The organism is Actinoplanes sichuanensis (genome assembly GCF_033097365.1).
In the GTDB taxonomy this organism is placed as follows: domain Bacteria; phylum Actinomycetota; class Actinomycetes; order Mycobacteriales; family Micromonosporaceae; genus Actinoplanes; species Actinoplanes sichuanensis.
This window is the reverse complement of record NZ_AP028461.1, coordinates 5,294,125-5,313,748: the sequence shown is the minus strand read 5'-3', so window position 1 is coordinate 5,313,748 and position 19,624 is coordinate 5,294,125. Positions and strand designations below refer to the sequence as shown.

At 71.5% G+C, this 19,624-nt stretch carries 16 protein-coding genes and 1 pseudogene; 8 read left to right on the top strand and 9 right to left on the bottom strand.

What is annotated here, in order from left to right; genetic code table 11:
• Window positions 1-17: 17 nt before the first annotated feature.
• Window positions 18-593, bottom strand: a complete 576-nt coding sequence (locus Q0Z83_RS24445; protein ID WP_317796313.1) for a TetR/AcrR family transcriptional regulator — start codon at window positions 591-593, stop codon at window positions 18-20.
• Window positions 594-703: 110 nt separating this feature from the next.
• On the opposite strand from Q0Z83_RS24445, the gene Q0Z83_RS24440 reads away from it, so the two are divergent.
• Both Q0Z83_RS24440 and Q0Z83_RS24435 read left to right on the top strand, forming a co-directional pair.
• Window positions 704-1,261 (top strand): hypothetical protein, encoded by a 558-nt coding sequence (locus Q0Z83_RS24440; protein ID WP_317796312.1) that lies wholly within the window; start codon window positions 704-706, stop codon window positions 1,259-1,261.
• 53 nt (window positions 1,262-1,314) lie between these two features.
• Window positions 1,315-2,736: a dihydrolipoyl dehydrogenase family protein gene (locus tag Q0Z83_RS24435; RefSeq protein ID WP_317796311.1), complete on the top strand. Its 1,422-nt coding sequence runs from the start codon at window positions 1,315-1,317 to the stop codon at window positions 2,734-2,736.
• Here the strand turns inward: Q0Z83_RS24435 and Q0Z83_RS24430 are convergent.
• Together Q0Z83_RS24430 and Q0Z83_RS24425 are read right to left on the bottom strand one after the other, a co-directional pair.
• Window positions 2,733-3,623 (bottom strand): hypothetical protein, encoded by an 891-nt coding sequence (locus Q0Z83_RS24430; RefSeq protein ID WP_317796310.1) that lies wholly within the window; start codon window positions 3,621-3,623, stop codon window positions 2,733-2,735. The genes Q0Z83_RS24435 and Q0Z83_RS24430 overlap by 4 nt on opposite strands.
• Window positions 3,624-3,723: 100 nt before the next feature.
• Window positions 3,724-4,209, bottom strand: a complete 486-nt coding sequence (locus Q0Z83_RS24425; RefSeq protein ID WP_317796309.1) for a MarR family winged helix-turn-helix transcriptional regulator — start codon at window positions 4,207-4,209, stop codon at window positions 3,724-3,726.
• 63 nt (window positions 4,210-4,272) lie between these two features.
• On the opposite strand from Q0Z83_RS24425, the gene Q0Z83_RS24420 reads away from it, so the two are divergent.
• On the top strand, window positions 4,273-5,454 hold the full coding sequence (locus Q0Z83_RS24420; protein ID WP_317796308.1) for an FAD-dependent monooxygenase: 1,182 nt from the start codon (window positions 4,273-4,275) through the stop codon (window positions 5,452-5,454).
• A gap of 46 nt (window positions 5,455-5,500) precedes the next feature.
• Here the strand turns inward: Q0Z83_RS24420 and Q0Z83_RS24415 are convergent, their stop codons facing one another.
• From Q0Z83_RS24415 to Q0Z83_RS24400, 4 genes are all read right to left on the bottom strand, one after another.
• A complete protein-coding gene (locus tag Q0Z83_RS24415; protein WP_317796307.1) occupies window positions 5,501-7,759 on the bottom strand; it encodes a M4 family metallopeptidase in 2,259 nt (752 codons plus the stop codon).
• Window positions 7,760-7,867: 108 nt separating this feature from the next.
• Entirely contained in the window at window positions 7,868-8,692 is an 825-nt protein-coding gene (locus tag Q0Z83_RS24410; protein ID WP_317796306.1) for a hypothetical protein, read from the bottom strand.
• 38 nt (window positions 8,693-8,730) lie between these two features.
• On the bottom strand, window positions 8,731-10,038 hold the full coding sequence (locus Q0Z83_RS24405) for a choice-of-anchor B family protein (RefSeq protein ID WP_317796305.1): 1,308 nt from the start codon (window positions 10,036-10,038) through the stop codon (window positions 8,731-8,733).
• A gap of 134 nt (window positions 10,039-10,172) precedes the next feature.
• On the bottom strand, window positions 10,173-10,853 hold the full coding sequence (locus Q0Z83_RS24400) for a hypothetical protein (protein WP_317796304.1): 681 nt from the start codon (window positions 10,851-10,853) through the stop codon (window positions 10,173-10,175).
• A gap of 92 nt (window positions 10,854-10,945) precedes the next feature.
• Between Q0Z83_RS24400 and Q0Z83_RS24395 the strand changes: the two genes are divergently transcribed.
• Genes Q0Z83_RS24395 through Q0Z83_RS24385 form a run of 3 tightly spaced genes read left to right on the top strand, consistent with a single transcriptional unit; the run spans window position 10,946 to window position 13,668 of the window.
• Entirely contained in the window at window positions 10,946-11,401 is a 456-nt protein-coding gene (locus tag Q0Z83_RS24395) for an RNA polymerase sigma factor (protein ID WP_317796303.1), read from the top strand.
• Complete coding sequence (locus Q0Z83_RS24390; RefSeq protein ID WP_317796302.1) at window positions 11,398-12,423, top strand: hypothetical protein; 1,026 nt, start codon at window positions 11,398-11,400, stop codon at window positions 12,421-12,423. Before Q0Z83_RS24395 ends, Q0Z83_RS24390 begins: the two co-directional genes overlap by 4 nt.
• Before the next feature lie 45 nt (window positions 12,424-12,468).
• Complete coding sequence (locus Q0Z83_RS24385) at window positions 12,469-13,668, top strand: MFS transporter (RefSeq protein ID WP_317796301.1); 1,200 nt, start codon at window positions 12,469-12,471, stop codon at window positions 13,666-13,668.
• A 17-nt stretch (window positions 13,669-13,685) separates the two neighbouring features.
• Here the strand turns inward: Q0Z83_RS24385 and Q0Z83_RS24380 are convergent, their stop codons facing one another.
• On the bottom strand, window positions 13,686-15,227 hold the full coding sequence (locus Q0Z83_RS24380) for a serine/threonine-protein kinase (RefSeq protein WP_317796300.1): 1,542 nt from the start codon (window positions 15,225-15,227) through the stop codon (window positions 13,686-13,688).
• A gap of 100 nt (window positions 15,228-15,327) precedes the next feature.
• Here Q0Z83_RS24380 and Q0Z83_RS24375 point away from each other — a divergent pair, with 100 nt between their 5' ends.
• Both Q0Z83_RS24375 and Q0Z83_RS24370 read left to right on the top strand, forming a co-directional pair.
• The gene (locus Q0Z83_RS24375) at window positions 15,328-16,893 is read left to right on the top strand and encodes a sensor histidine kinase (protein ID WP_317796299.1); all 1,566 of its coding nucleotides are present in this window, start codon (window positions 15,328-15,330) and stop codon (window positions 16,891-16,893) included.
• Between the two features lie 75 nt (window positions 16,894-16,968).
• Window positions 16,969-17,886 (top strand): annotated as a pseudogene (locus Q0Z83_RS24370) (Ppx/GppA phosphatase family protein); the annotation flags it as partial.
• Between the two features lie 92 nt (window positions 17,887-17,978).
• Here the strand turns inward: Q0Z83_RS24370 and Q0Z83_RS24365 are convergent.
• A complete protein-coding gene (locus Q0Z83_RS24365) occupies window positions 17,979-19,607 on the bottom strand; it encodes a glycoside hydrolase family 27 protein (protein WP_317796297.1) in 1,629 nt (542 codons plus the stop codon).
• Window positions 19,608-19,624 lie beyond the last annotated feature (17 nt).

The following is a 19,624-nucleotide window of genomic DNA, read 5'->3' as shown; positions in this document are numbered from 1 at the left end:
GGAGCGCCCGAGCGGGGTCAGGCTACTCGCGTGCCGCCGTGAATTTCGACCAGGCCGTCGACGCCGCGGAGGAAGGTTTCGCAGATCAGGGCCGGGTCGAAGAGGCATCCGGCGGCCATCGCGCCGTCGCGGAGCATGACGAAGTGCTGGGCGGCCTTGTCGGCCTTGGTGGCCTGGAGATCGGTCATCAGCGTGGTGATCGTGTCTAGGAACCACTGGCGGTGGGCGAGGACGGCCCGGTGCACCGGGTGGGTCGGGTCGGGGTATTCGGCGACCGCGTTGAGGAAGGCGCAGCCGCGGAAGCCGGGTGACCCGATGCCTTCGGCGATCGCGGCGGCGATGGCCCGGACGGTGTCGCCGGCTGGCGCGCCGGGGACGACGGCCGTCTCGACCTGGGTGCGGATGGCCTGGTCGGCGGCCTGGAGATAGGCCAGGACCAGGTCTTCCTTGCCCGGGAAGTGGCGGTAGAAGGTCGCCCGGGTCACCTTGGCCTCGGCGATGATCCGGTCGACGCCGACCGAGTGGATGCCCTCGGCGTAGAAGATCCCGCTCGCGGTGGTCAGCAACCGGAGCCGGGCCTCGGAAGTCGTCATCGGCCGATCATAGCCGCGCTGAGAGATAGAACGTTCGGTCTTGACATGAGGTAGAGCGCCCGTCATCTTTGGTCGAGACAGAACGTTCGTTCTACCTGTGAGGGACTGCCATGACCACCGTTACCGCCCCCGGCATCTCGACGACGGCCGCCGCCCTGCGGCGGCTGTACTTCGTCAGGTTCGCGTTCGCCATCGTCTGGGCCGGTGTGACGACCGCGGTCGCCGACGAGATCAGCCCTCTCACCGTCGCGCTCTTCGTGCTCTATCCGCTGTTCGACGTGGCCGCGGCGATCGTCGACGCCCGCGCCTCGCGCCGCACCGGCTCGCCGACCCTGCTCTACCTGAACATCGCGGTCAGCTCGCTCACCGCGATCGGCCTGGCCGTGGCCGGTGCCTCCGGCGCGCCGGCGATGCTGCGGGTGTGGGGTGCCTGGGCGATCGTCGCCGGTGTGATCCAGCTGCTCGTCGGGGTGAGCCGCCGCAAGATGGGCGGCCAGTGGCCGATGATCTTCAGTGGCGGCCTGTCCGTGCTGGCCGGCGGCTCATTCGTCGCGTCCGCCTCGGCCGCCGCGCCGTCACTGGCCAACGCGGCCGGCTACGCCATCCCGGGCGCGATCTTCTTCCTGGTCGCGGCCATCCGCCTCGGTCGCGCCGCGAAGGGAGACTGACAATGGGGCACGGCGAGCTCGTGCCCGGCCGCACGACGAAAGGCGAAGAAACAGTGACCGACCAGACGTACGACGTGATCGTGCTCGGCGCCGGACCGGTCGGGGAGAACGTCGCCGACCGGGTCGTCAAGGGTGGCCTGACGGCCGCCATCGTGGAACGCGAACTCGTCGGCGGTGAATGCTCATACTGGGCGTGCATGCCGACCAAGGCGCTACTGCGCAGCTCGGCGGCGTTGCGGGCGGCGCGGGCGCTGCCGGGAGCGCGGGAGGCGGTGACCGGGGACCTCGATGTGGCCGCGGTGCTGGCCCGAAGGGACGCGTTCGCCTCGAACTGGAAGGACGACGGGCAGGTCGCCTGGCTCGACTCGGCCGGGATCACCCTGCACCGCGGCCACGGCCGGATCAGCGGCCGGCTGACCGTCGAGGTGACCCGCGACGACGGCGCGACCACGGTCCTCGCCGCACGGCATGCGGTCGTCGTCGCGACCGGCAGCAGCGCGCTGCTGCCGGACATTCCGGGGCTGCGCGAGGCGGCACCCTGGACCAGCCGGGACGCGGCCGCCGCCGGCACGGTCCCGGCCCGGCTCGCGGTGATCGGCGGGGGAGTGGTGGCCACCGAGATGGCGACCGCCTACGCCAGCCTCGGTGCCCAGGTCACGGTGCTCGTCCGGGACGGGGTGCTGCCACAGGTCGAGGCGTTCGCCGGTGAGCTGGTCACGACGTCGCTGCGGGAGGCCGGAGTCACCGTCCGCACCGGCGTAGAGGTGAGATCGGTCGAACGCGACGGCGACGGTACGGTCCACCTGGAGCTCGACGACGGCGACCGGGTCGAAGTCGACGAGGTTCTGGTCGCGATCGGCCGGACCCCGAACACCGGGGACATCGGGCTGGAGACGGTCGGTCTGAAACCGGGTTCGTGGCTCACCGTCGATGACACCATGCGGGTCGTCGACGGGGATGGCGGGCTGTACGCGGCAGGTGACGTCAACCGGCGTGCGCTCCTCACCCACCAGGGCAAATACCAGGCCCGTGCGGTCGGTGACGTGATCGTGGCCCGCGCCCACGGGGCGGCTGTCGACGACGGCCGGTGGGGCCGGCACGTGGCGACCGCGGACGAGCGTGCCGTACCGCAGGTGGTCTTCACCGACCCGGAGATCGCCGCGGTGGGCCTGACCGCGGCCGCCGCCGAGGCCGCCGGCCTGCGGATCCGGGTCGTCGACCACGACCTGGCCGCGGTCGCCGGTTCCGCGTTGCACGCCGACGGCTACCGGGGCCGGGCCCGGATGGTCGTCGACGAGGACCGGCGGGTGATCGTCGGATTCACCGTCGCCGGGCCGGACGTCGCGGACCTGCTGCACGCCGCGACCATCGCGATCGTCGGCGAGGTGCCACTGGACCGGCTGTGGCACGCCGTTCCCGCGTACCCGACGGTCAGTGAGGTGTGGCTGCGGCTGCTGGAGGCGTACGGCCGTTAGATGCTCACCGTGTCGCCGGCCAGACTGGCCTCGACCAGTGGCCCGGCGGCCAGCGGGAACTCCAGGCGGGTCGCCCCGGCCTGGATGGTCAGGACGTGCACGTTCGCGTACCGCTGATGTGGGGTGACCCGGATGTCGGTGATCCTGGCCTTGGGCAGCACGCTCCGGGCCAGGGACAGCTTGTCGCCGTTACCGGTGAACCAGTCGCGCCGGTGGATGATCTGGACCTCCCGGTGGTCGGCCACGGTGATCGAGGCGTGCAGGGTGGTCGGCCACTGGCCGCCGCGCAGCCGGTCCGGCCGGTTCAGCGGGTTCACCACCTGGCGGCCGGCGATGTTGACCAGGCGCATACCCGGCTCCTCGGCGATCAGCCGCTCGTAGTCGGTGAGCAGGCCGGTGTCGGCGATGTCGAGGGTCGGGGCCGGGCCACGGGGCGGTTCGGCGGCGACCGGCAGACTCTCCGGGAGATACCAGCGGCGCAGCAGGAACATCAACTCGCGGATCGGAGCGCTCGCCGAGGCGTTGTACACCACGGTGACGACCGGGCCGTCGACGGTGTGCACGGTCAGGCGGCCGTTGAGCAGGCGCACGCTGTCGACGATCGCCGAGATCCGGTCGAGGGGGACGTGCACCGTGTAGTAGGCCTCGTCGCGGCGGGCGAGGACGGTGAACGTCTCCTCGTTGACGGCGAGCAGGTAGTCGTACAGATGCATGGTGGGGTGGGTGTTTCGTCCCTCGATGTCCCGGGGCACCTTGAGCACCCGCCGGTACGCCGAGGGATCGATCCCGGCCCCGCGATAGAGGCGCGGTAGCTCGTCGACGGTCCGGACCTCGTCGATCCACGGTCCGAAGCGGTTGAACTCCGGAGTGTTATCAGCGCTGGTCACAAGCGGTGAGCCTAACAACTGGATCGCGTTTCAAACCCCGGATCCGCGCAGTACGCCGCCGGTCCGGGCCGGGAACCGGCGGCCGGTGCCGAGGCGAGCGCTACGCCGGTCGGTCGAGGTCCTCGATGAAGCGGTGCATCGTCGCGACGTAGTCGGTGAGGAACCGCTCGGCGTGCGCCAGCTCTGCGGGGGAGTAGCCGGCCAGCATGGCGTCGACACGGTCGACCACCGGTGCGAAGAAGCGGTCGACCAGTGCGTCGACGCCGTCGGCCGCGCGCAGGGTGACGACCCGCCGGTCCGTGCTGTCTCGCACCCGGATCACGTGACCCGCCCGCTCCAGGCGGTTGAGCAGTGACGACGTGGCGCCCGCGGTCAGACCGACACGGCTGCCGAGGGCGGCCTGGGTCAGCGGTGCGCCACGGTCCTGGGCGGAGAGGATCTCGACCAGGGCGCTCGCGTCGGTGGTGTGCAGGCCGGCCCGGGCGCCGAAGAGCCGCCCCAGCTCGGCGAAGACGGTGCCGTGCGCCCGTAGTGCGGCCAGCAGCCGGTCCCGTTGCCCGGTGGCGTCGTCAGGTGTGCTGGTCACGCGGAGACCGTACCATCATCAAATGGTTTGACGGTGAAATGGTTTGACGGTAAAACTATCGGCATGACTTCACCACGTGCGCTGGTCTCCGGAGCCGGCATCGCCGGGCTGAGCACCGCCTTCTGGCTCGGCCGGGCGGGCTGGGACGTCACCGTCCTGGAGCGCTTCGGCACGTTCCGCGACGGCGGGCAGAACATCGACATCCGGGGCGCGGCCCGCGACGTGCTGAGCCGGATGGGGCTCGAGGAGGCCGTCCGCAGCCGCGGCACCACCGAGGAGGGCACCGCGGTCCTCGACGGCGCCGGGCGGGTGATCGCCCGGTTCCCGGTCGAGGACCCCGACGGGCCCACCGCCGAGTTGGAGATCCTGCGCGGAGACCTGGCCCGCGTCATCCTGGACGCGCTTCCCGGCAACGTCACGGTGCGTTACGACGATCAGATCGTGGGGGTACGCGACGAGGGCTCCCACGTCGACGTGACGTCGGCATCGGGCACCACCGAGCGCCACGACCTGCTGGTCATCGCGGAAGGGGTCCGCTCACGCACCCGCGACCTGGTCTTCGGCTCCGCCGTCGGCCGCCGCGAACTCGGCGTCACGATGGCCTACGGGACGATTCCCCGTACCGGCGACGACGACCGCTGGTGGCGTTGGTACTCGGCCGCGGGCGGACGGCAGATCACCCTGCGCCCGGACCGTACCGGCACCACGCGGGCCACGCTGGCGTTCACCGGCGGTGACCGGGACCTGGCCGCGCTGCCGCTCGACGAGGCCCGCGCCGCGCTGCGTGACGTCTTCCGCGGCGCCGGCTGGCAGGCCGACCGGGTCGTCGCCGGGTTCGCCGCCTCCGATGACGTCTACCTGGACCGTCTCACCCAGATCGGCATGCCGTCCTGGTCGGCCGGTCGGGTCTGTGTCACCGGCGACGCGGCCTGGTGCGTCACCCCGCTCGGTGGCGGGGGCACCTCGCTGGCCATGGTCGGCGGCTACGTCCTGGCCGCGAGCCTCACCCAAGCCCAGCCGGACGTCGCCCTGACCCGTTACGAGCAATGGATGCGCCCGCTGATCGACGACGCCCAGAAGTTGCCGCCCGGTACCCCGGGTCTGTTCTACCCGGACTCTGCCCTCGGGGTACGGGCGCTGCGGCTGGCCGTGCGGGTCGGCAGTCTCGGTGTTCTGCGGAGGGTGACGGCCCGGATCGGTCACGTGGCCCGCACCGACCGGCCGCTGCCGGAGATGGCCGGATGACGGTGGGTCCACGGGCACACGTGCCCGTGGACCCACCGCCGGTCGATCAGAGGTTCAGGGTCCAGCTGTTGATGTAACCGGTGTCGAGGTTGGCGGCGTCCTGGACGCGCAGCTTCCAGGGGCCGTCGGCCACCTCGGTGGAGAGGTTGACCGTGTAGGTGGCGTCGATGTTGTCGGCGCTGCCGCCGCTGCGGGCGCGCAGCGAGTAGACCGTGCCGTCCGGGGCGACCAGCGACACTGCCAGGTCACCGACGTACGTGTGGACGATGTGCACCTCGACCGTGCTGCTCGCCGACGCGTTCCCGGCGCAGCCGTTGATCACCACGGTCGACTCGACGGTGGTGTTGTCCGGGATCGCCACGTCGGTGGCGTTGCTGCCGGAGCAGCCGGGCAGGCCGTTGACGGTGAGGCGGACCTCGGCCCGGCGGATCGTCGCCGGCGACGTGCCGGTGACCACCACGGTGTACTGGCCGCTGTCGGCGTCCGCGGAGGCGGTGAGCGTCAGCGTCGACGTCCCGCCGGCGGTCACCGACGGCTCGCTGAACGTGGCGGTCACCCCGGCCGGCACGCCGGACGCGGTCAGGTCGATGCTCTGGGCCTCGCCGTTGACGCTGGCCGTGGTCACCGTGACGGTGGCCGACGTGCCCGGGTCCAGGGTCAGGGTCGTCGGGTCGACGGCGACCGAGAAGTCGTTGGTGACCGGGCATTCCAGGTCGTTGCCGGCCACGTTGACCGCGGTCCACGCGGACTGGACGGCCTTGTACTCGGTCGAGCACAGGCCGTACAGGTCGGTGGCGGCGGACAGGGTGTAGGCGCGGGAGGTGTTCGCCGGGGTGGTGGTGTTGACGTAGCGGGTGTTGGAGGTGAAGTACACGTCCAGCGCCCGGAACCAGATCTTCTCCGCCTTCTCCCGGCCGATGCCGGTGACCGGGGCGGCGTTGCCGCAGACCGGCGAGGTGCCGTACGCGGTGGCGCCGGTGCCCTCGGCCAGGTTGAAGAAGAAGTGGTTGCCCGGGCCGGACGAGTAGTGCACGTCGACGCTGTTCGTGCTGGTCGACCAGCAGCCGTGCGACGAGCCGTCGAGCGTCGGGTTGTACATGTAGCGCAGCGGCGCGCCGGTACCCCGGATGTCGATCTTCTCGCCGATGTCGTAGTCACCCGGGTCCGACGTGGTGTTCGCGTAGAACTCGACGGCCGTACCGAAGATGTCGCTCGTGGCCTCGTTGAGGCCGCCCGATTCACCGGAGTAGGTGAGGCCGCCGGACACCACGTTCTCGGTGACGCCGTGTGACATCTCGTGGCCCGCCACATCGAGGGACACCAGCGGCTTGGCGTTTCCGGAGCCGTCACCGTAGGTCATCTGGGCGCCGTCCCAGAAGGCGTTGACGTACGCGTTGCCGTAGTGCACCCGGGACGGGACGCCGCGCCCGTCGCCGAAGATGCCGTTGCGGCCGTGCACGTTCTTGAAGTAGTCGTACGTGACCGCGGCGCCGAAGTGCGCGTCGACGGCCGCCGACTGCCGGTTGGTGTTGGCGCCGGTGCCCCACACGTTGTCGTCGTCGGTGAAGTTGGTGCAGGTGCTGGTGCCGTTGTTCATGTCGCAGGTGCGGCCGTTGCCGCGGAGTGGGTCGATCAGGCTGTACGTGGAGCCGGACAGTGTGGTCTCGACGGCGACCGCGCCGGAGTAGATGCCGGTGCCGGTGCCCGCGATCGACTCGATCTCGTTGTACTCGCCGATGTGCGTGCCGGTCAGTGCGTCGGTGATGACGTGCAGACGGGAGGGGGTCTGCTTGTCGGGCGCCCAGCCGCGGACGATCGTCTCCCAGGCGAGCCGGCCGCGGCCGGTGCTCGCGTCGACGAACAGTTCCGGCTGGTCGATGGCGGTCAGGGTGCCCTCGAAGCGGGACTTCGCCGCCGCCGACGCCTTGGCGCTGGAGACCTTCGGGGTGGTCGCCAGTGTCAGGGGTGCGGCGAGGCCCACCGAGGTGCCGGTGAGTTTTCCGGTGGCGTCGGTGTGCACGACGAAGTCGCCGCCGTACACCCGGAGGCCCTGGTAGGTGCGGGTGTAGCGGACATGGGCGTCGCCGTCGGCGTCGACTTTGGCGCGGTAGGCGGTGTACGACTCACCGCTCGCCCCGGCGATCGCTGCGGGGCGGGCGGTGACCAGGCCGTCGGAACGAGTGACGGCCTGGGCTTCGGTGGGGGGCTTGGGCTGCGGCGGTGCTGCCGAGGTGCTCGCGGCGGTGGCCACGAGGGCGCTGCCGACCAGCGCGGTGACACCGGCCAGCGCGAGGGTTTTCTTCACGCGGTTCCTCCCGAACCAGACATCTACACATGGCAATGTGTAGATGAATTATGGCGCGGGTATAGAGACGATCTTATATATCTTTATGGTCATATCAGAAGATCGGGGTCAGGTCGTGAAGATCGTGAACTCCACCTGACGCACCTGGCCACCCGCCTGGAACTGAAGGAACATCCGCTTGTCGCCGCGCTCGGCGAAGGCGGCGTGGAAGGCCAGCACACCGTCGGCCGGGGCGGACCCGTCGGCGCTGGTGGCGATCGGGTGCAGGTGCTTGAGGCCCTGGGTGCGCACCTCGAAGTTGGACAGGTGCGCGTAGGCACCGAGGTACGGCTCCAGGGTCGCCGGGTGTCCGTCGCGCAGCACCTGGAACCGCAGCGCCGTCGGGGTGCCCGAGGTCAGGTCGGCGGTGCCGTCGAGGCGGCGCACCGTGTACGGGCCGGAGCGCGCCTCCGCTTCCGGGGCCGGCACCGGGGCCATGCTGGTGTCGCCCGCGATCACGAACGGCACGCCCAGCACGGTGGGCTCGGGACCGTCCGGGCCGCCGGTCCGGCCGTGCGGCACGAACTCCAGGTACACCCGGTAGGCGCCGCCGTCGGTGATCGTCACCGGGGCGGTCCACGTTCCGTCGGCCACGTCCGGGTGCAGATGCTGATAGCCGGACAGGTCGTCGCGTAGCACGTACATGTGCACGGGTTTGGTGTGGATCTTCTGGAAGTCGGTGACCGGACCGCCGGGGCCGGTGATCCGCAGTGACACCGTCGCCGGACCGCGGCCGGTGGGCAGCGAGAGGGCCTCGGCGCGGAAACCGTCGTAGGCGTCGGAGAGGCCGTCGCTGTGGTACGCGACGGGAGACGGCGCCGGCGCCGGGGCGGCCGAGGGGGCGCGACTGTCCAGGAACAGGTAGGCGGCCCCGACGAAGCCGGCCAGCGTCACCGCCGCGGTGAGGCGGCGGTGACGCGCGTTCTGGCCGGTCAGCTCACTGCCGCCGCGCCGGTGGGCCGGACCAGGAACAGCCCGACGCCGATGCTCTGAACGGCGACGACCCCGTTCTTGAGGTACGGCAGCGCCATCCAGCTGCCGCTGTAGCCGCTGGCGTTAGACGACGGGTCGACGTCGAAGTAACCGACCTCGGGCAGCGTCGCCGACGCGACGTTTGTGGTGTCGAGGATCCGCAGGCCACCGCGGTAGGCGGCCTGGAAGTGCCGGTTGCCGACGGTGTAGCCGTTGTGGTTGACGAACGTGCCGCGGGTGCCGTTGTCCCGGCCCACATAGCGGGCGGCGTCGAGTTTCTCGATGTTGTAGACGAAGTCCGGGCTGCCCGAGGCGGTGCTGATCGTCTCGTCGTTGACGATCATGTGCTTGAAGTCGCTGGTCGGGAACCCCTGATGGATGAAGCTCGCGCCGGGGTGGGTGACGCTGGACAGCACGACGATGTTCGACTTGTTCGTCACGTCCAGGATCTGGAAGCGTTTGCCCTGGCCGGTGTAGTTGAACGCGATCTCCCGGCCGGTGTAGCGGGTGTCCGGTCCGGCGTAGTTGACCACGATCGACTCGTGCGAGTAGACCTCACGGCTGTAGCAGGCGGCCTGCGTCAGGGTGAGCGGCGTCTTGATGTCGTAGATCGTCAGGCCCTTGCTGCAGGTGTTGGCGCCGGACACGTACAGGAAGCCGGTGGCCTGGTTGATCTGCAGGGTGTGGCTGTTGGTCAGCCCGGTGAACCGCGCGTCGGCGGTGAACGTCTGCGTGGTGGTCACGCCCTGCAGCTTGTTCAGGTTGAAGATCTGGATGCCGTGCGACACCGAGTCCTTGCCGATGTAGGCGTAGTTCTTGTACGTCCGGACGTCGCACCAGGACGAGCTGACCCCGTTCGAGGACGGCAGGTTGCCCAGGTAGCGCGGGTTCGACGGGTCGGTCACGTTGACGAACGAGACGCCGTTGGACCGGCAGTACAGGATGTACTCGTTGCTGTCGCGGGTGTCGGTCCAGTACCACATGCTCGACGATCCGCCGCCGCCCAGCGACGACTGCGGCAGGAAGCTGAGCAGGTCGACGTTCTTGCAGGGGTACGTCCCGGCCTTGCCGTTCACACAGGTCACCGGTGCGGCGGCGACGAGCGGGGTGCCGCTGCGCCAGGCGGGTTCGTAGATCCTCAGCATCTCGGCCTGTTCGGCGCGGCCCTCGGGGGTGTCCGGGTCGTGCGCCGCGACCGGCGGTCCGGCCAGGGCCAGTAGGAGGACCGCGGTGGCGGCGAGCGTGATGCGACGTACTCCTCGGAGCATGGGTGGGCCCTTTCGCGCGGAGTGTTCAGCGCGCGCGGGGGTCGGCACGCGCCTCGGTGTGCGTGCCTGAACGCTAAGGGTCACTTAGATATTCGTCAATGTCTGGCGAGCCCCGGGCGCGGCTCCGATCCAGATCACCGCATGCAGGTCGCGCCGGGTGCGACGTCTCGGCTGCACAGACTGCACCAGACCGCGGGGACCGTCTCGTGGAAGACCGCCGCGCGAACGGTGTCATTCGCGGCGGTCACCCGCATCGGATGCCGGGCGAAGTAGCGGATCGTCCAGCTGTCCCCACCCGGCGGCCAGGCGCTCAGGGTGGCCTGGACCGCGACGTCGTCGCCGCTCCACCACAGCTCCGCCGGTCCACTCGCTTCCGGCGCCGCCGGTGGCAGCATGCTGTCCTCGACGATCGGCTGAACACCGGGCGGCGTGCGGCACTCGAAGGTCCGGTGCGGCCGGCCGCGCACCTCGACCACCAGGGCGTGCCTTTCGATCCGCTGTTCCACTGATCGATCGATGACACGGTACGGCCAGCTTCCCGGGCCCATGGCGGTGCTGCCGTCGGTGAGCACGCTCAGACTCCACGTCCAGTCGCCGTCCAGGATCCCGAGGAAGGCCGGGCCCAGCGGGGTGTCGTGGAACGAGGGGTCGCCGTCCACCCCGTACTCCATGTCGTTGCCGCCCAGAACCGGATAGGTCAGACCGCCGTAACGCTCCTGGAACCGGGCTACCTGCTCGGACCCGAACCCGGCTCCGCTGATCCATGGACCACGACGCGAACGGGTGTGCAGGAAGTGCCGGGCACGGGCGGACAATTGCGGGTCGTCAGCGATGTATATGCCGGCCAAATTAACATGCCGGTCGCACCCAACCGAGGTGGCTCGGCGCGGGTAGTAGAGGTGTGAGTGTGACGTTCGAGGACTGGGTGCGGCCGCATCTCGGCGCCATGGCCCGGCTCGCGGCCCGGCTGGCGCCGTACGCCGACCGGGACGACGTGGTGCAGGAGGCGCTGGCCCGGGCCTGGCTCAAACGGCACCAGTACGACACGGCGCGGGGCACCCCGGCCGCCTGGCTGCTGGCGATCACCGCGGATCAGGCCCGCAAGGCCGCCCGGCGGTTCCGGGGGACCACCGCCGAGGTGCCGGATGGTGGTGTGGCGGCCGAATGGGACGCGCGGATGGATGTGCGCCGGGCGATGCGGCAGCTCACCGACCGGCAGCGGCTCGCCATCGACTGTCACTACTTCGTCGGCCTGTCGACGGCCGAGACCGCGGCGGTCATGGACTGCTCGGTCGGCACGGTGAAATCCACCCTCGCGGACGCCCGGCTGCGGCTCCGAACTCTCCTGGCGGTGACCGGATGACGACTGACGACCCGATCGACGATCTGCTCACCACAGCCGGTGAGCGCTGGCGGGCGGCCCAGCCGCCACCGCCCGAACCCGATGCCGGCCGGTGGGTGACACCGAGGCGGTGGAGCCGGCTGGTGCCGGCCGGAGCGGCGGCCGCCACCGTCCTCGCCGCGGGAGCCATGGTGTTCGCCGCCCAGCGGACACCAGCCGGGCCGGTACTGGAGCCCACTCCGGTGACGGCGCCGACCGTTGCCGACCGGCCGTCGGTTCCGGCCGGGTCGGCCGTTCCCACCCGGCCGACCGGACCGACCGGGCCGGCCGACCTGATCGTGCGGGACGGTGATCTCGTCGAGGTGAGCGGCCGGGTCGAGGACGGGAAACTGTGTGCTCCGGCCCCGGTCGGCGGCGATTACTGCCCGTACGGCATCAAGGTGCCGGGGACCGTGGGGGCGACAGGTGTCACGGTGCGTGGCCGATGGCATCCGGACGGGCTGTCCGACATTCAGGTGCTGCCGTACACGCCGAGTTCGGCCGGGGCGGGCTGGCTGCCCGCCGCGCTGCCGGAGACGCCACCGTGCCCGGCACCGGCCGGTGGCTGGTCCACGGCGACCGACTGGGGTAGCCCGGAGGTCGAGGACCCGCTCCGCAACTACCTGCACGCGCACGCCGACCAGTTCGCCGAGCAGTACGTGACACACCTCGACGGCGCCCGGATCATGGTGGTCACGGTGGTGAAGGGCGACGTGGACCGGGCCCGGCAGGCGCTGGACGCCATCTACACCGCCAACCTCTGCGTGGTCGCGGCGCCCGGCGAGCGCAGCATCGCCGCCGACGAGCAGCTGCAGGCCACCACCGGCGAGGCGGTGGGCGAGCTGATGAACGAACAGGCGTGGGAGATCTACACGGCCAACGCGGACGACGGGCGGATGCGGGTCAACATGGTCCAGTTGACCGAGGCCCTGTACGACCGGTTCGTCACGATCGGCCTCGACCACCTGATCCTCGACCCGTGGATCCGCCCGGTGACCCGCTGAATCCGGTCGCGGGCGCCTCCGGGCACCCTGCGGTAAGGTGCGCTGGTGCTTCCGGTCCTGACTCGATACCTGTCTGCCGCGGTCGGGGCCCGCCTCGCCGACGAAGGCGCCCGGGTGTCGCTCGTACTGCTCGCCATCGAACAGACCGGTCGCCCGGCGGTCGGTGGCCTGCTGGTCGCCGCGCTCATGGTTCCGCACGTGGCGGCCGCCCCGCTGGCCGGCGCCGCCGCCGACCGGGCCCGCCGCCGCAAACCGCTCTACCTGGTCGCCTTCGCCGTCCACGCGCTGAGCCTCACCGGTGCCGCCCTGCTCGTCGGCCCGGCCACGTGGGCCGCCGCGATCCTGCTGTTCACCGGTGGCTGCCTGGCGCCGCTGCTCTTCGGCGGCCTCAGCAGCCTGCTGCGGGAACTGGTTCCCGGCGACCCGGCCCGGGCCTTCGGCTTCGACGCGACCACCTATTCGGTGGCGGGCATCGTCGGTCCCGCGCTCGCCGCCACGGTCGCCGGCTTCGCCGGCGCCACCTGGTCGGTGATCACCCTGGCCGGGTTCGCCGTGCTCGGCGCGGCTGCGTTTCTCACGCTGCCACTGCCGCCACGACCATCCGGGGTACGCCCGGCCCGTCCCGCCAAGCCACTTGCGGCGTTCTCGGTGATGGCCGACCGGCCCCGGCTGGGGGCGGTCACCGTGACCACGGGCCTGAGCCAGTTCGGTTTCGGGGCGCTGCCCCTGGCGGCCGCGGCCATCGCCACCACCCGGCATGACCCGCCGCTGACCGGCGTGATCATGGCGGTGACCGCGGCCGGCAGCCTGACCGGTTCGCTGCTGACGACCCGCATCCGGGCGTTCCACCGCCGACCCGAGCGCACTCTGCTGATCTGCACGGCCGTGCTGTCGGTGCCGTTCCTGGCCGCCGCGTTCCGGCCCGGCGCGTGGCCGCTGATCGCGATGGCCGGTCTGCTGATGGGGCCGATCACGGTGGCGCTCTTCTCGGTCCGTGACCGGGAGTCGCCCCCAGAGGTGCGTACCCAGGTCTTCACACTCGGCGCCGGCATCAAGGTCACCTCGGCCGCGGCCGGAGCCGCGGTGGGTGGTCTGCTGTCCGGCACGGGCCCGGCGCTGCTGCTGACGGTGATCGCCGGTGGTCAGTTGCTCGCCGCGCTGACCGGAACCCTGATCCTGCGCCGGGCCGGCGACCGCGCCGACCGCAGTGACGACCCGCACCCGTCGGTGTCGAGGTCCGCGTAGCGCAGGCGTACGACAGGTCAGGCCTTCGGCTTCGGTGCCTTCGTTTTCGGCGTTTTGGGTGCCTTGGGAGTCTTTCCGGCCGTCGCCGGCTCGGGCGGATCGGCGGCGGCCGGCTCGGGTCTGGTCACCGCCAGCGCGACCCGGCAGGCGATGCCGTCGAGTGCGAATCCGCCGGGCGTGGTGCCCGGGCCTCGATAGGTGCCGCGCACGGTGGCGGTGTGATCGTGCCCCGGCGCGAGCCGGGTGATCCGTGCGGTCACGGTGCGGCCGTCCTGCCGCCAGACGCCCGGGGTGCCGCCGGACAGCCGCTGTTCGGCCGGTAGGACGAAGGTGAGCGGCGCGGCCGGAATCGGCACGTCACCCGTGTTGGCCACGTTGACCCGGGTGGTGAAGTGGCCGTCGCCGGTCGCCACGACGAAACCGACGGTGCATTCCGGCCGTGCGGGTGCCACCACCGACGATGGGGCGGGTGTCGAGGGGGCCGGTGCGGCGGCCCGGGCGACCGGGCCGGGGGAGTCCGGGCGCAGAGTGATCGCCGCGGCCGAGCCGGCTACCAGCACCGCGATCCCGGCGAGAACGGTGAGCCGGCGATGCCCGGAGGTCCGGACGTCCACTGTCGGCCCGGGCCGGGACGGTCGCGCCGTGATCGCCGGGTCGGTTCCGGCCGGACGGCCCGCCACCCCGGCCGGTATGCCCGCGGAACGGCGGCCCGGAGAATCCGGCGTGCCGGTGGGCAGCGCGAGGATCGCCGGGTCCAGGGCGACGGCCGTTGCCAGCGTGGCCGCCGCCGCTGCCGCGCCGGGCCGCTGATCGGGATCCTTGGCCAGGCAGCGGCGGCACAGTTCGGCCACCTCGGCGGGCAGCCCGGCGACCGGCGGCAGGTCGTGCGGCTCCTGATAGCGGTGCGCTCGGAGCATCTGGGTGGCCGTCGACGCCGGCCACGGCGGCCGTCCGGCGAGGGCCCGGTAGAGCAGCAGGCCCAGTGCGTACACGTCGGTGGCCGGACGGGCCACACCGTGTTCGAGGCGTTCCGGGGCCAGGTAGGCCGGTGTGCCCAGCAGTTCGCCCGCGCTGCGGTCGTCGTCGCCGGACACCGCGGAGATGCCGAAGTCGAGCAGCTTCACCCGGGCCTGGGAGACGACGACATTCGCCGGTTTCACGTCGCGGTGCACGACGCTGCGCTCGTGGGCGGCGGCCAGCGCGGCCGCCACCTGGGCGCAGATGATCACGGCGGTCGGCCAGGGCAGGGCGCCGGCGGTCAGCAGGTGGGCCAGGGTGCGGCCTTCGACGACCTCCATCACCAGGTACGGCAGAGACCCGGCCTCGCCGTAGTCGTACACCTCGACGATGTTGGGATGCCTCAGCCGGGCGACCGCCCGTGCCTCGTCCCGGATGTGCGCCAGCCGGGCCGGGTCCCGGGCCAGGGCCGGCGCCAGCACCTTGACCGCCACGTCGCGGCCGAGGACCTCGTCGTGGGCGCGCCACACCACCGACATGCCGCCGGCGCCGAGCCGGCCCCGCAGCCGGAACCGGCCGTCGATCAGGTCCCCGGTGTTCATCGAGATCATCGATGCCCCCGCAGGGCGGCCCGGAAACCACCGGCTCAGGTCCGGACCGGTTTCTGCCGAACAGTCAGACGGGAATCGGGAAGGACCGGGGTTGGACGGGGAACGGCGAATCGCGCAGGCGGACCGGCTGGCCGCAGTGGCGTCCACCGGCCTGCTCGAGGTGCCGCCCGCACCCGGGCTGGACCGGCTGACCCGGTTGACCGCACGGCTGCTGGACACGCCGATGTCGGCGGTGTCGCTGGTCACCGACGAGCAGCAGGTGCTGGCCGGACGCTTCGGGTTCCCGGATTCGAACGGCGTCGCGGCCCGGACCGCACTGACACATTCGTTCTGCCGGTACGTCGTCGACGACGACGTGCCCCTGATCGTCACCGACGCCCGCGCCGACGAGCGGTTGCGTGACAACCCGGCCATCGGCGACGCCGGGGTGGTCGCCTACGCCGGGGTGCCGATCCGGCTGGACGGGCACACGCTCGGCGCGTTCTGCGTCATCGACAGCCGGCCGCGTACGTGGAGCACCACCGACCTGGAGACCCTGGAGGACCTGGGCGCGGCCGTCGGCTCGGAGATCGCCCTGATCATGGCGGCCGACGACGCCGAACGGGCCGCGACGTTGATGCGCGCGGTGCTGGAGGCGTCGCCGGACGCGTACGTGTCCACCGACGCCAACGGTCGCGTGCTCGACTGGAACCCGGCCGCGGAGGCGCTGTTCGGCTGGTCCCGGGACGAGGCGGTGGGCGCCGACGCGGTCGAACTGATCATCCCGGAGGAGGATCGGGTACGTTTCGCCGCCGACGTCGCCCGGGTCCGTGGCGGTGGCGAGTCGGAGCTGGCCGGGCGCCGGATGGAGATGCCGGTGCTCGACCGGTACGGCACCTGCATCCCGGTCGAGTTCACCGTGCAGATCACCGACATCGGCAATCCCGTCTACCACTCGTTCCTGCACGACATCAGCGCCCGCCGGGCGGCCCAGCGCGAGCTGCAGCAGCGCAACCGCCAACTGGAGCAGGCGAACCTGCTGAAACTCGACCTGATGGGCATGCTCTCGCACGACATCGGCACGCCGCTGGCCGCGATCACCGGCTACAGCGAGCTGCTGCTGGACGACCCGCTGCCGGAACCGGCGCGTTTTCTCGTCTCCCGGATCCGCCGGTCCGCCCACCGCATCGACGAGCTGCGCCACAACGTGCTGGCCATGTGCAGCCTCGATTCGGGCACGCTGACCACCAGCCGGCAGCCGGTGCTGCTCGCCCCGGCACTGCGGGAGGCGGTCGACGCGGTCGAGGCCGACATCCCGGTCGAGTGCCCGGACGGAACGTGGGTGCTGGTGAATCCGGCCCACCTGACGCAGATCGTCGTCAACTTCATCACCAACGCCGCCAAGTACGGCGGTGGCGCCACCGCGATCACCGTGCGGGCGGCCGGCGGGCTGGTGACCGTGGCCGTCCACGACGAGGGGCCGGGTGTGCCCGCGGCGCTGCGGCCCACCCTGTTCGACCGCTACACGCGGGCCGCCGACACCGGCGCCGCCAAGGGCCACGGGCTCGGCCTGCACATCGTCGCCAGTCTCGCCGGAGCCAACCACGGAACCGTCGCCCACCGGGACAACCGGCCCCGGGGCAGCGTCTTCGAACTGACGCTGGAGGCGGCCGGGTGAACAGTCCCGGAACACTCCATGAAACCGGCCCGGTGGTGGTCTGATCACCGCTGGTACCGGAGCTAGCGTCGAGGTATGCGGCTCGGCGTGCTGGATGTCGGTTCGAACACGGTGCACCTCCTCGTCGTGGACGCGCATCGCGGCGGCCACCCCGATCCGATGCGCTCGGAGAAGGCCCAGCTGCGGCTGGCCGAACAGGTCGAGGACGGACGGCTCACCGAGGCCGGCACCGGCCGCCTGATCCGGGCCGTGGCGCGGGCGAAGACGATCGCGGCCACCGCCGGATGCGTGGAACTGGTCGGCTTCGCGACGTCCGCCCTGCGCGAGGCCGACAACTCGGCCGAGGTCCTGGCCCGGGTGCGGGCCGAGACCGGCGTCGACCTGCGGGTGTTGTCCGGTGCGGACGAGGCCCGCTACACCTTCCTCGCGGTCCGCCGATGGTACGGCTGGTCCGCCGGACGCCTGCTGGTGCTGGACATCGGCGGCGGATCGCTCGAACTCGCGGTGGGCCGGGACGAGGATCCCGAGGTGGCTCTGTCGGCGCCGCTGGGAGCCGGTCGGCTCACTCGCGCCCGCCTGCCCGGTGATCCGCCCGAGCGCCAGGCGATCGAGGCGCTGACCGCTCACGTGGACGCGGTTCTCGCCCCGATCGCCCGGCAGATCCGCGCCGCCGGTCCGTACGACCTCGCGGTCGGCACCTCGAAGACGTTCCGTTCGCTGGCCCGGCTCGCCGGTGCCGCGCCGTCCGCCGCCGGGCCGCGGGTCCGCCGTACCCTGACCGACGCCGGGCTGCGCCAGCTGTTCGGCTTCATCAGCCGGATGGCCGCGCCCGATCTCGCCGGACTGGACGGGGTGAGCCCCGGGCGCGCCCACCAGCTCGTGGCGGGCGCGCTGGTCGCCGGGTCGGCCATGCGGGCCCTGGAGATCAGCGAGCTGAACATCTGTCCCTGGGCGCTACGGGAAGGGGTGATCCTGCATCGGCTGGACACGCTCGGCGTACCGACTGATTCGCGGCGACCTTGGCCGCTCACCGACCGGCAGCCGCGGCAGGTGCTGAACATCGCGCAGTGATCGCGCCCGCCCGGTCAGAGGCGGGTCCAGCGCTGGTTGGCGGCGGCGGAACAGGTCCACAGGATCAGTGGGGTGTTGTTGGCGGTCGCGGCCTGGTTCACGTCGATACATTTGCCGGACTGGCCGCCGCGGACGGTGCCGTCGGCCTGGAGCGTCCACTGCTGGTTGGCGCCGGTGCCGCAGGTCCAGAGGATGACCCGGGTGCCGTCGGTGGTGCCGCTCTTCTCGGCGTCCAGGCACTTGCCGCCGATACGCAGCCGCCCGGCGTCGGTGGTGAGGATCTGGGTGACGCCGCCGTTGCAGTCCCAGATGACCGCCTGGGCGTTGTCGACCGGGGCGCCGCCGAGTACGTCGAGGCAGCGGCCGGATCCGGCGCCGCGCAGGCTGAAGGTGTCGGTCGCGGTCGCTGAGCCGGTTCGCACCCGGTACATGACCACGCCGTGCGGTGGCACGGTGGCGCTGATCGTGCCGGTGGTGTTGCGTACCGACTTGGTCCAGACGTCGAACAGGTGGTAGGCGCTCGCGGTGGCGATGCCGGTGTCTGCGGCGGTGGCGGAGATCGTCGCGGTCGTGCCGGAGCGGTTGAGCAGTGCCACGGCGGCCGAGCCGTCGCTGAGGGTCTTGGCCCAGACCTCGGTCTCGCCGTTGTCGCGCACGCGCCGGGCCTGACGGCCGGCGCTGTCCTGGTTGACCGCGAGCACGTCGGGGTCGGTCAGCACGGCCCGGACGTCGGCCGGCATGGTGGTGATGTCGTTTCCGGCGATCAGCGGCGCCGCCATGATCGCCCACATGCCGAAGTGGGCCCGGTTCTCGGTGGGGGTGAAGGTGCCCCGGACGCCGACCTCGAGCATGTCGGGATCGTTCCAGTGCTGCGGGCCGGCCCAGGTGTACAGCGGGGCCTGGACGTCGAGGATCTCGGTGACGCCCATGAAGCAGTCGGCGGTGCAGCCGGTGGTCCACCTGTCGGTGATGTCCTCGGTGGTGCGCCACATGTCGGCGACCGCGCTCCAGTTGTAGGAGGGCGCGGTGTTGCTGTGGGCGCTGTTCGGGTTGATCGAGTAGACGATCGGCCGGCCGGTGGCGCGCAGTGCGTCGCGCATCGTGGTGAAGCCGGTGACCTGGTCGTCGAGGGTGCCCCACGGTGAGCACCAGTCGTACTTGAGGAAGTCGACGCCCCACGCGGCGAAGGTGGTGGCGTCCTGCCGCTCGTGGCCGAGCGCGCCGGTGGAGCCGCCGATCGCGTTGAAGTACTGGGCGCAGGTCTTCTCGCGGGGCGCCTGGTAGATGCCGAACTTCAGGCCCTTGCCGTGGATGTAGTCACCCAGGGCCTTCATACCGGACGGGAAGCGGACGGCGTCGCCGCGCAGGTTGCCGGCGCTGTCGCGGGTCGTGGCCTGCCAGCAGTCGTCGACCACCACGTACTGGTAGCCGGCCGCCTTCATGCCGGAGGAGACCATGGCGTCGGCGGCCGCGCGGATCTTGGCCTCGTTGATGTCGCAGCCGAAGGTGTTCCAGCTGTTCCAGCCGAGCGGGGGGCGTACGGCCGGGCTGCCTTCGGCCGCGGTGGCCGGTGACGGGGACGCGGCCAGGGTGGCGGCGGCGGTCACGAGGACGGCCGCGATGGCGGGTAGGCGAGATCGCATGGGGATTTCTGCTCTCC

What these genes read in the sequence shown, in the direction of transcription:
- Q0Z83_RS24380 (WP_317796300.1), bottom strand. Translation starts at nt 15,227, where the DNA reads ATGAACACCGGGGACCTGATCGACGGCCGGTTCCGGCTGCGGGGCCGG.
- Q0Z83_RS24405 (WP_317796305.1), bottom strand. Translation starts at nt 10,038, where the DNA reads ATGCTCCGAGGAGTACGTCGCATCACGCTCGCCGCCACCGCGGTCCTC.
- Q0Z83_RS24440 (WP_317796312.1), top strand. Translation starts at nt 704, where the DNA reads ATGACCACCGTTACCGCCCCCGGCATCTCGACGACGGCCGCCGCCCTG.
- Q0Z83_RS24365 (WP_317796297.1), bottom strand. Translation starts at nt 19,607, where the DNA reads ATGCGATCTCGCCTACCCGCCATCGCGGCCGTCCTCGTGACCGCCGCC.
- Q0Z83_RS24420 (WP_317796308.1), top strand. Translation starts at nt 4,273, where the DNA reads ATGACTTCACCACGTGCGCTGGTCTCCGGAGCCGGCATCGCCGGGCTG.
- Q0Z83_RS24445 (WP_317796313.1), bottom strand. Translation starts at nt 593, where the DNA reads ATGACGACTTCCGAGGCCCGGCTCCGGTTGCTGACCACCGCGAGCGGG.
- Q0Z83_RS24390 (WP_317796302.1), top strand. Translation starts at nt 11,398, where the DNA reads ATGACGACTGACGACCCGATCGACGATCTGCTCACCACAGCCGGTGAG.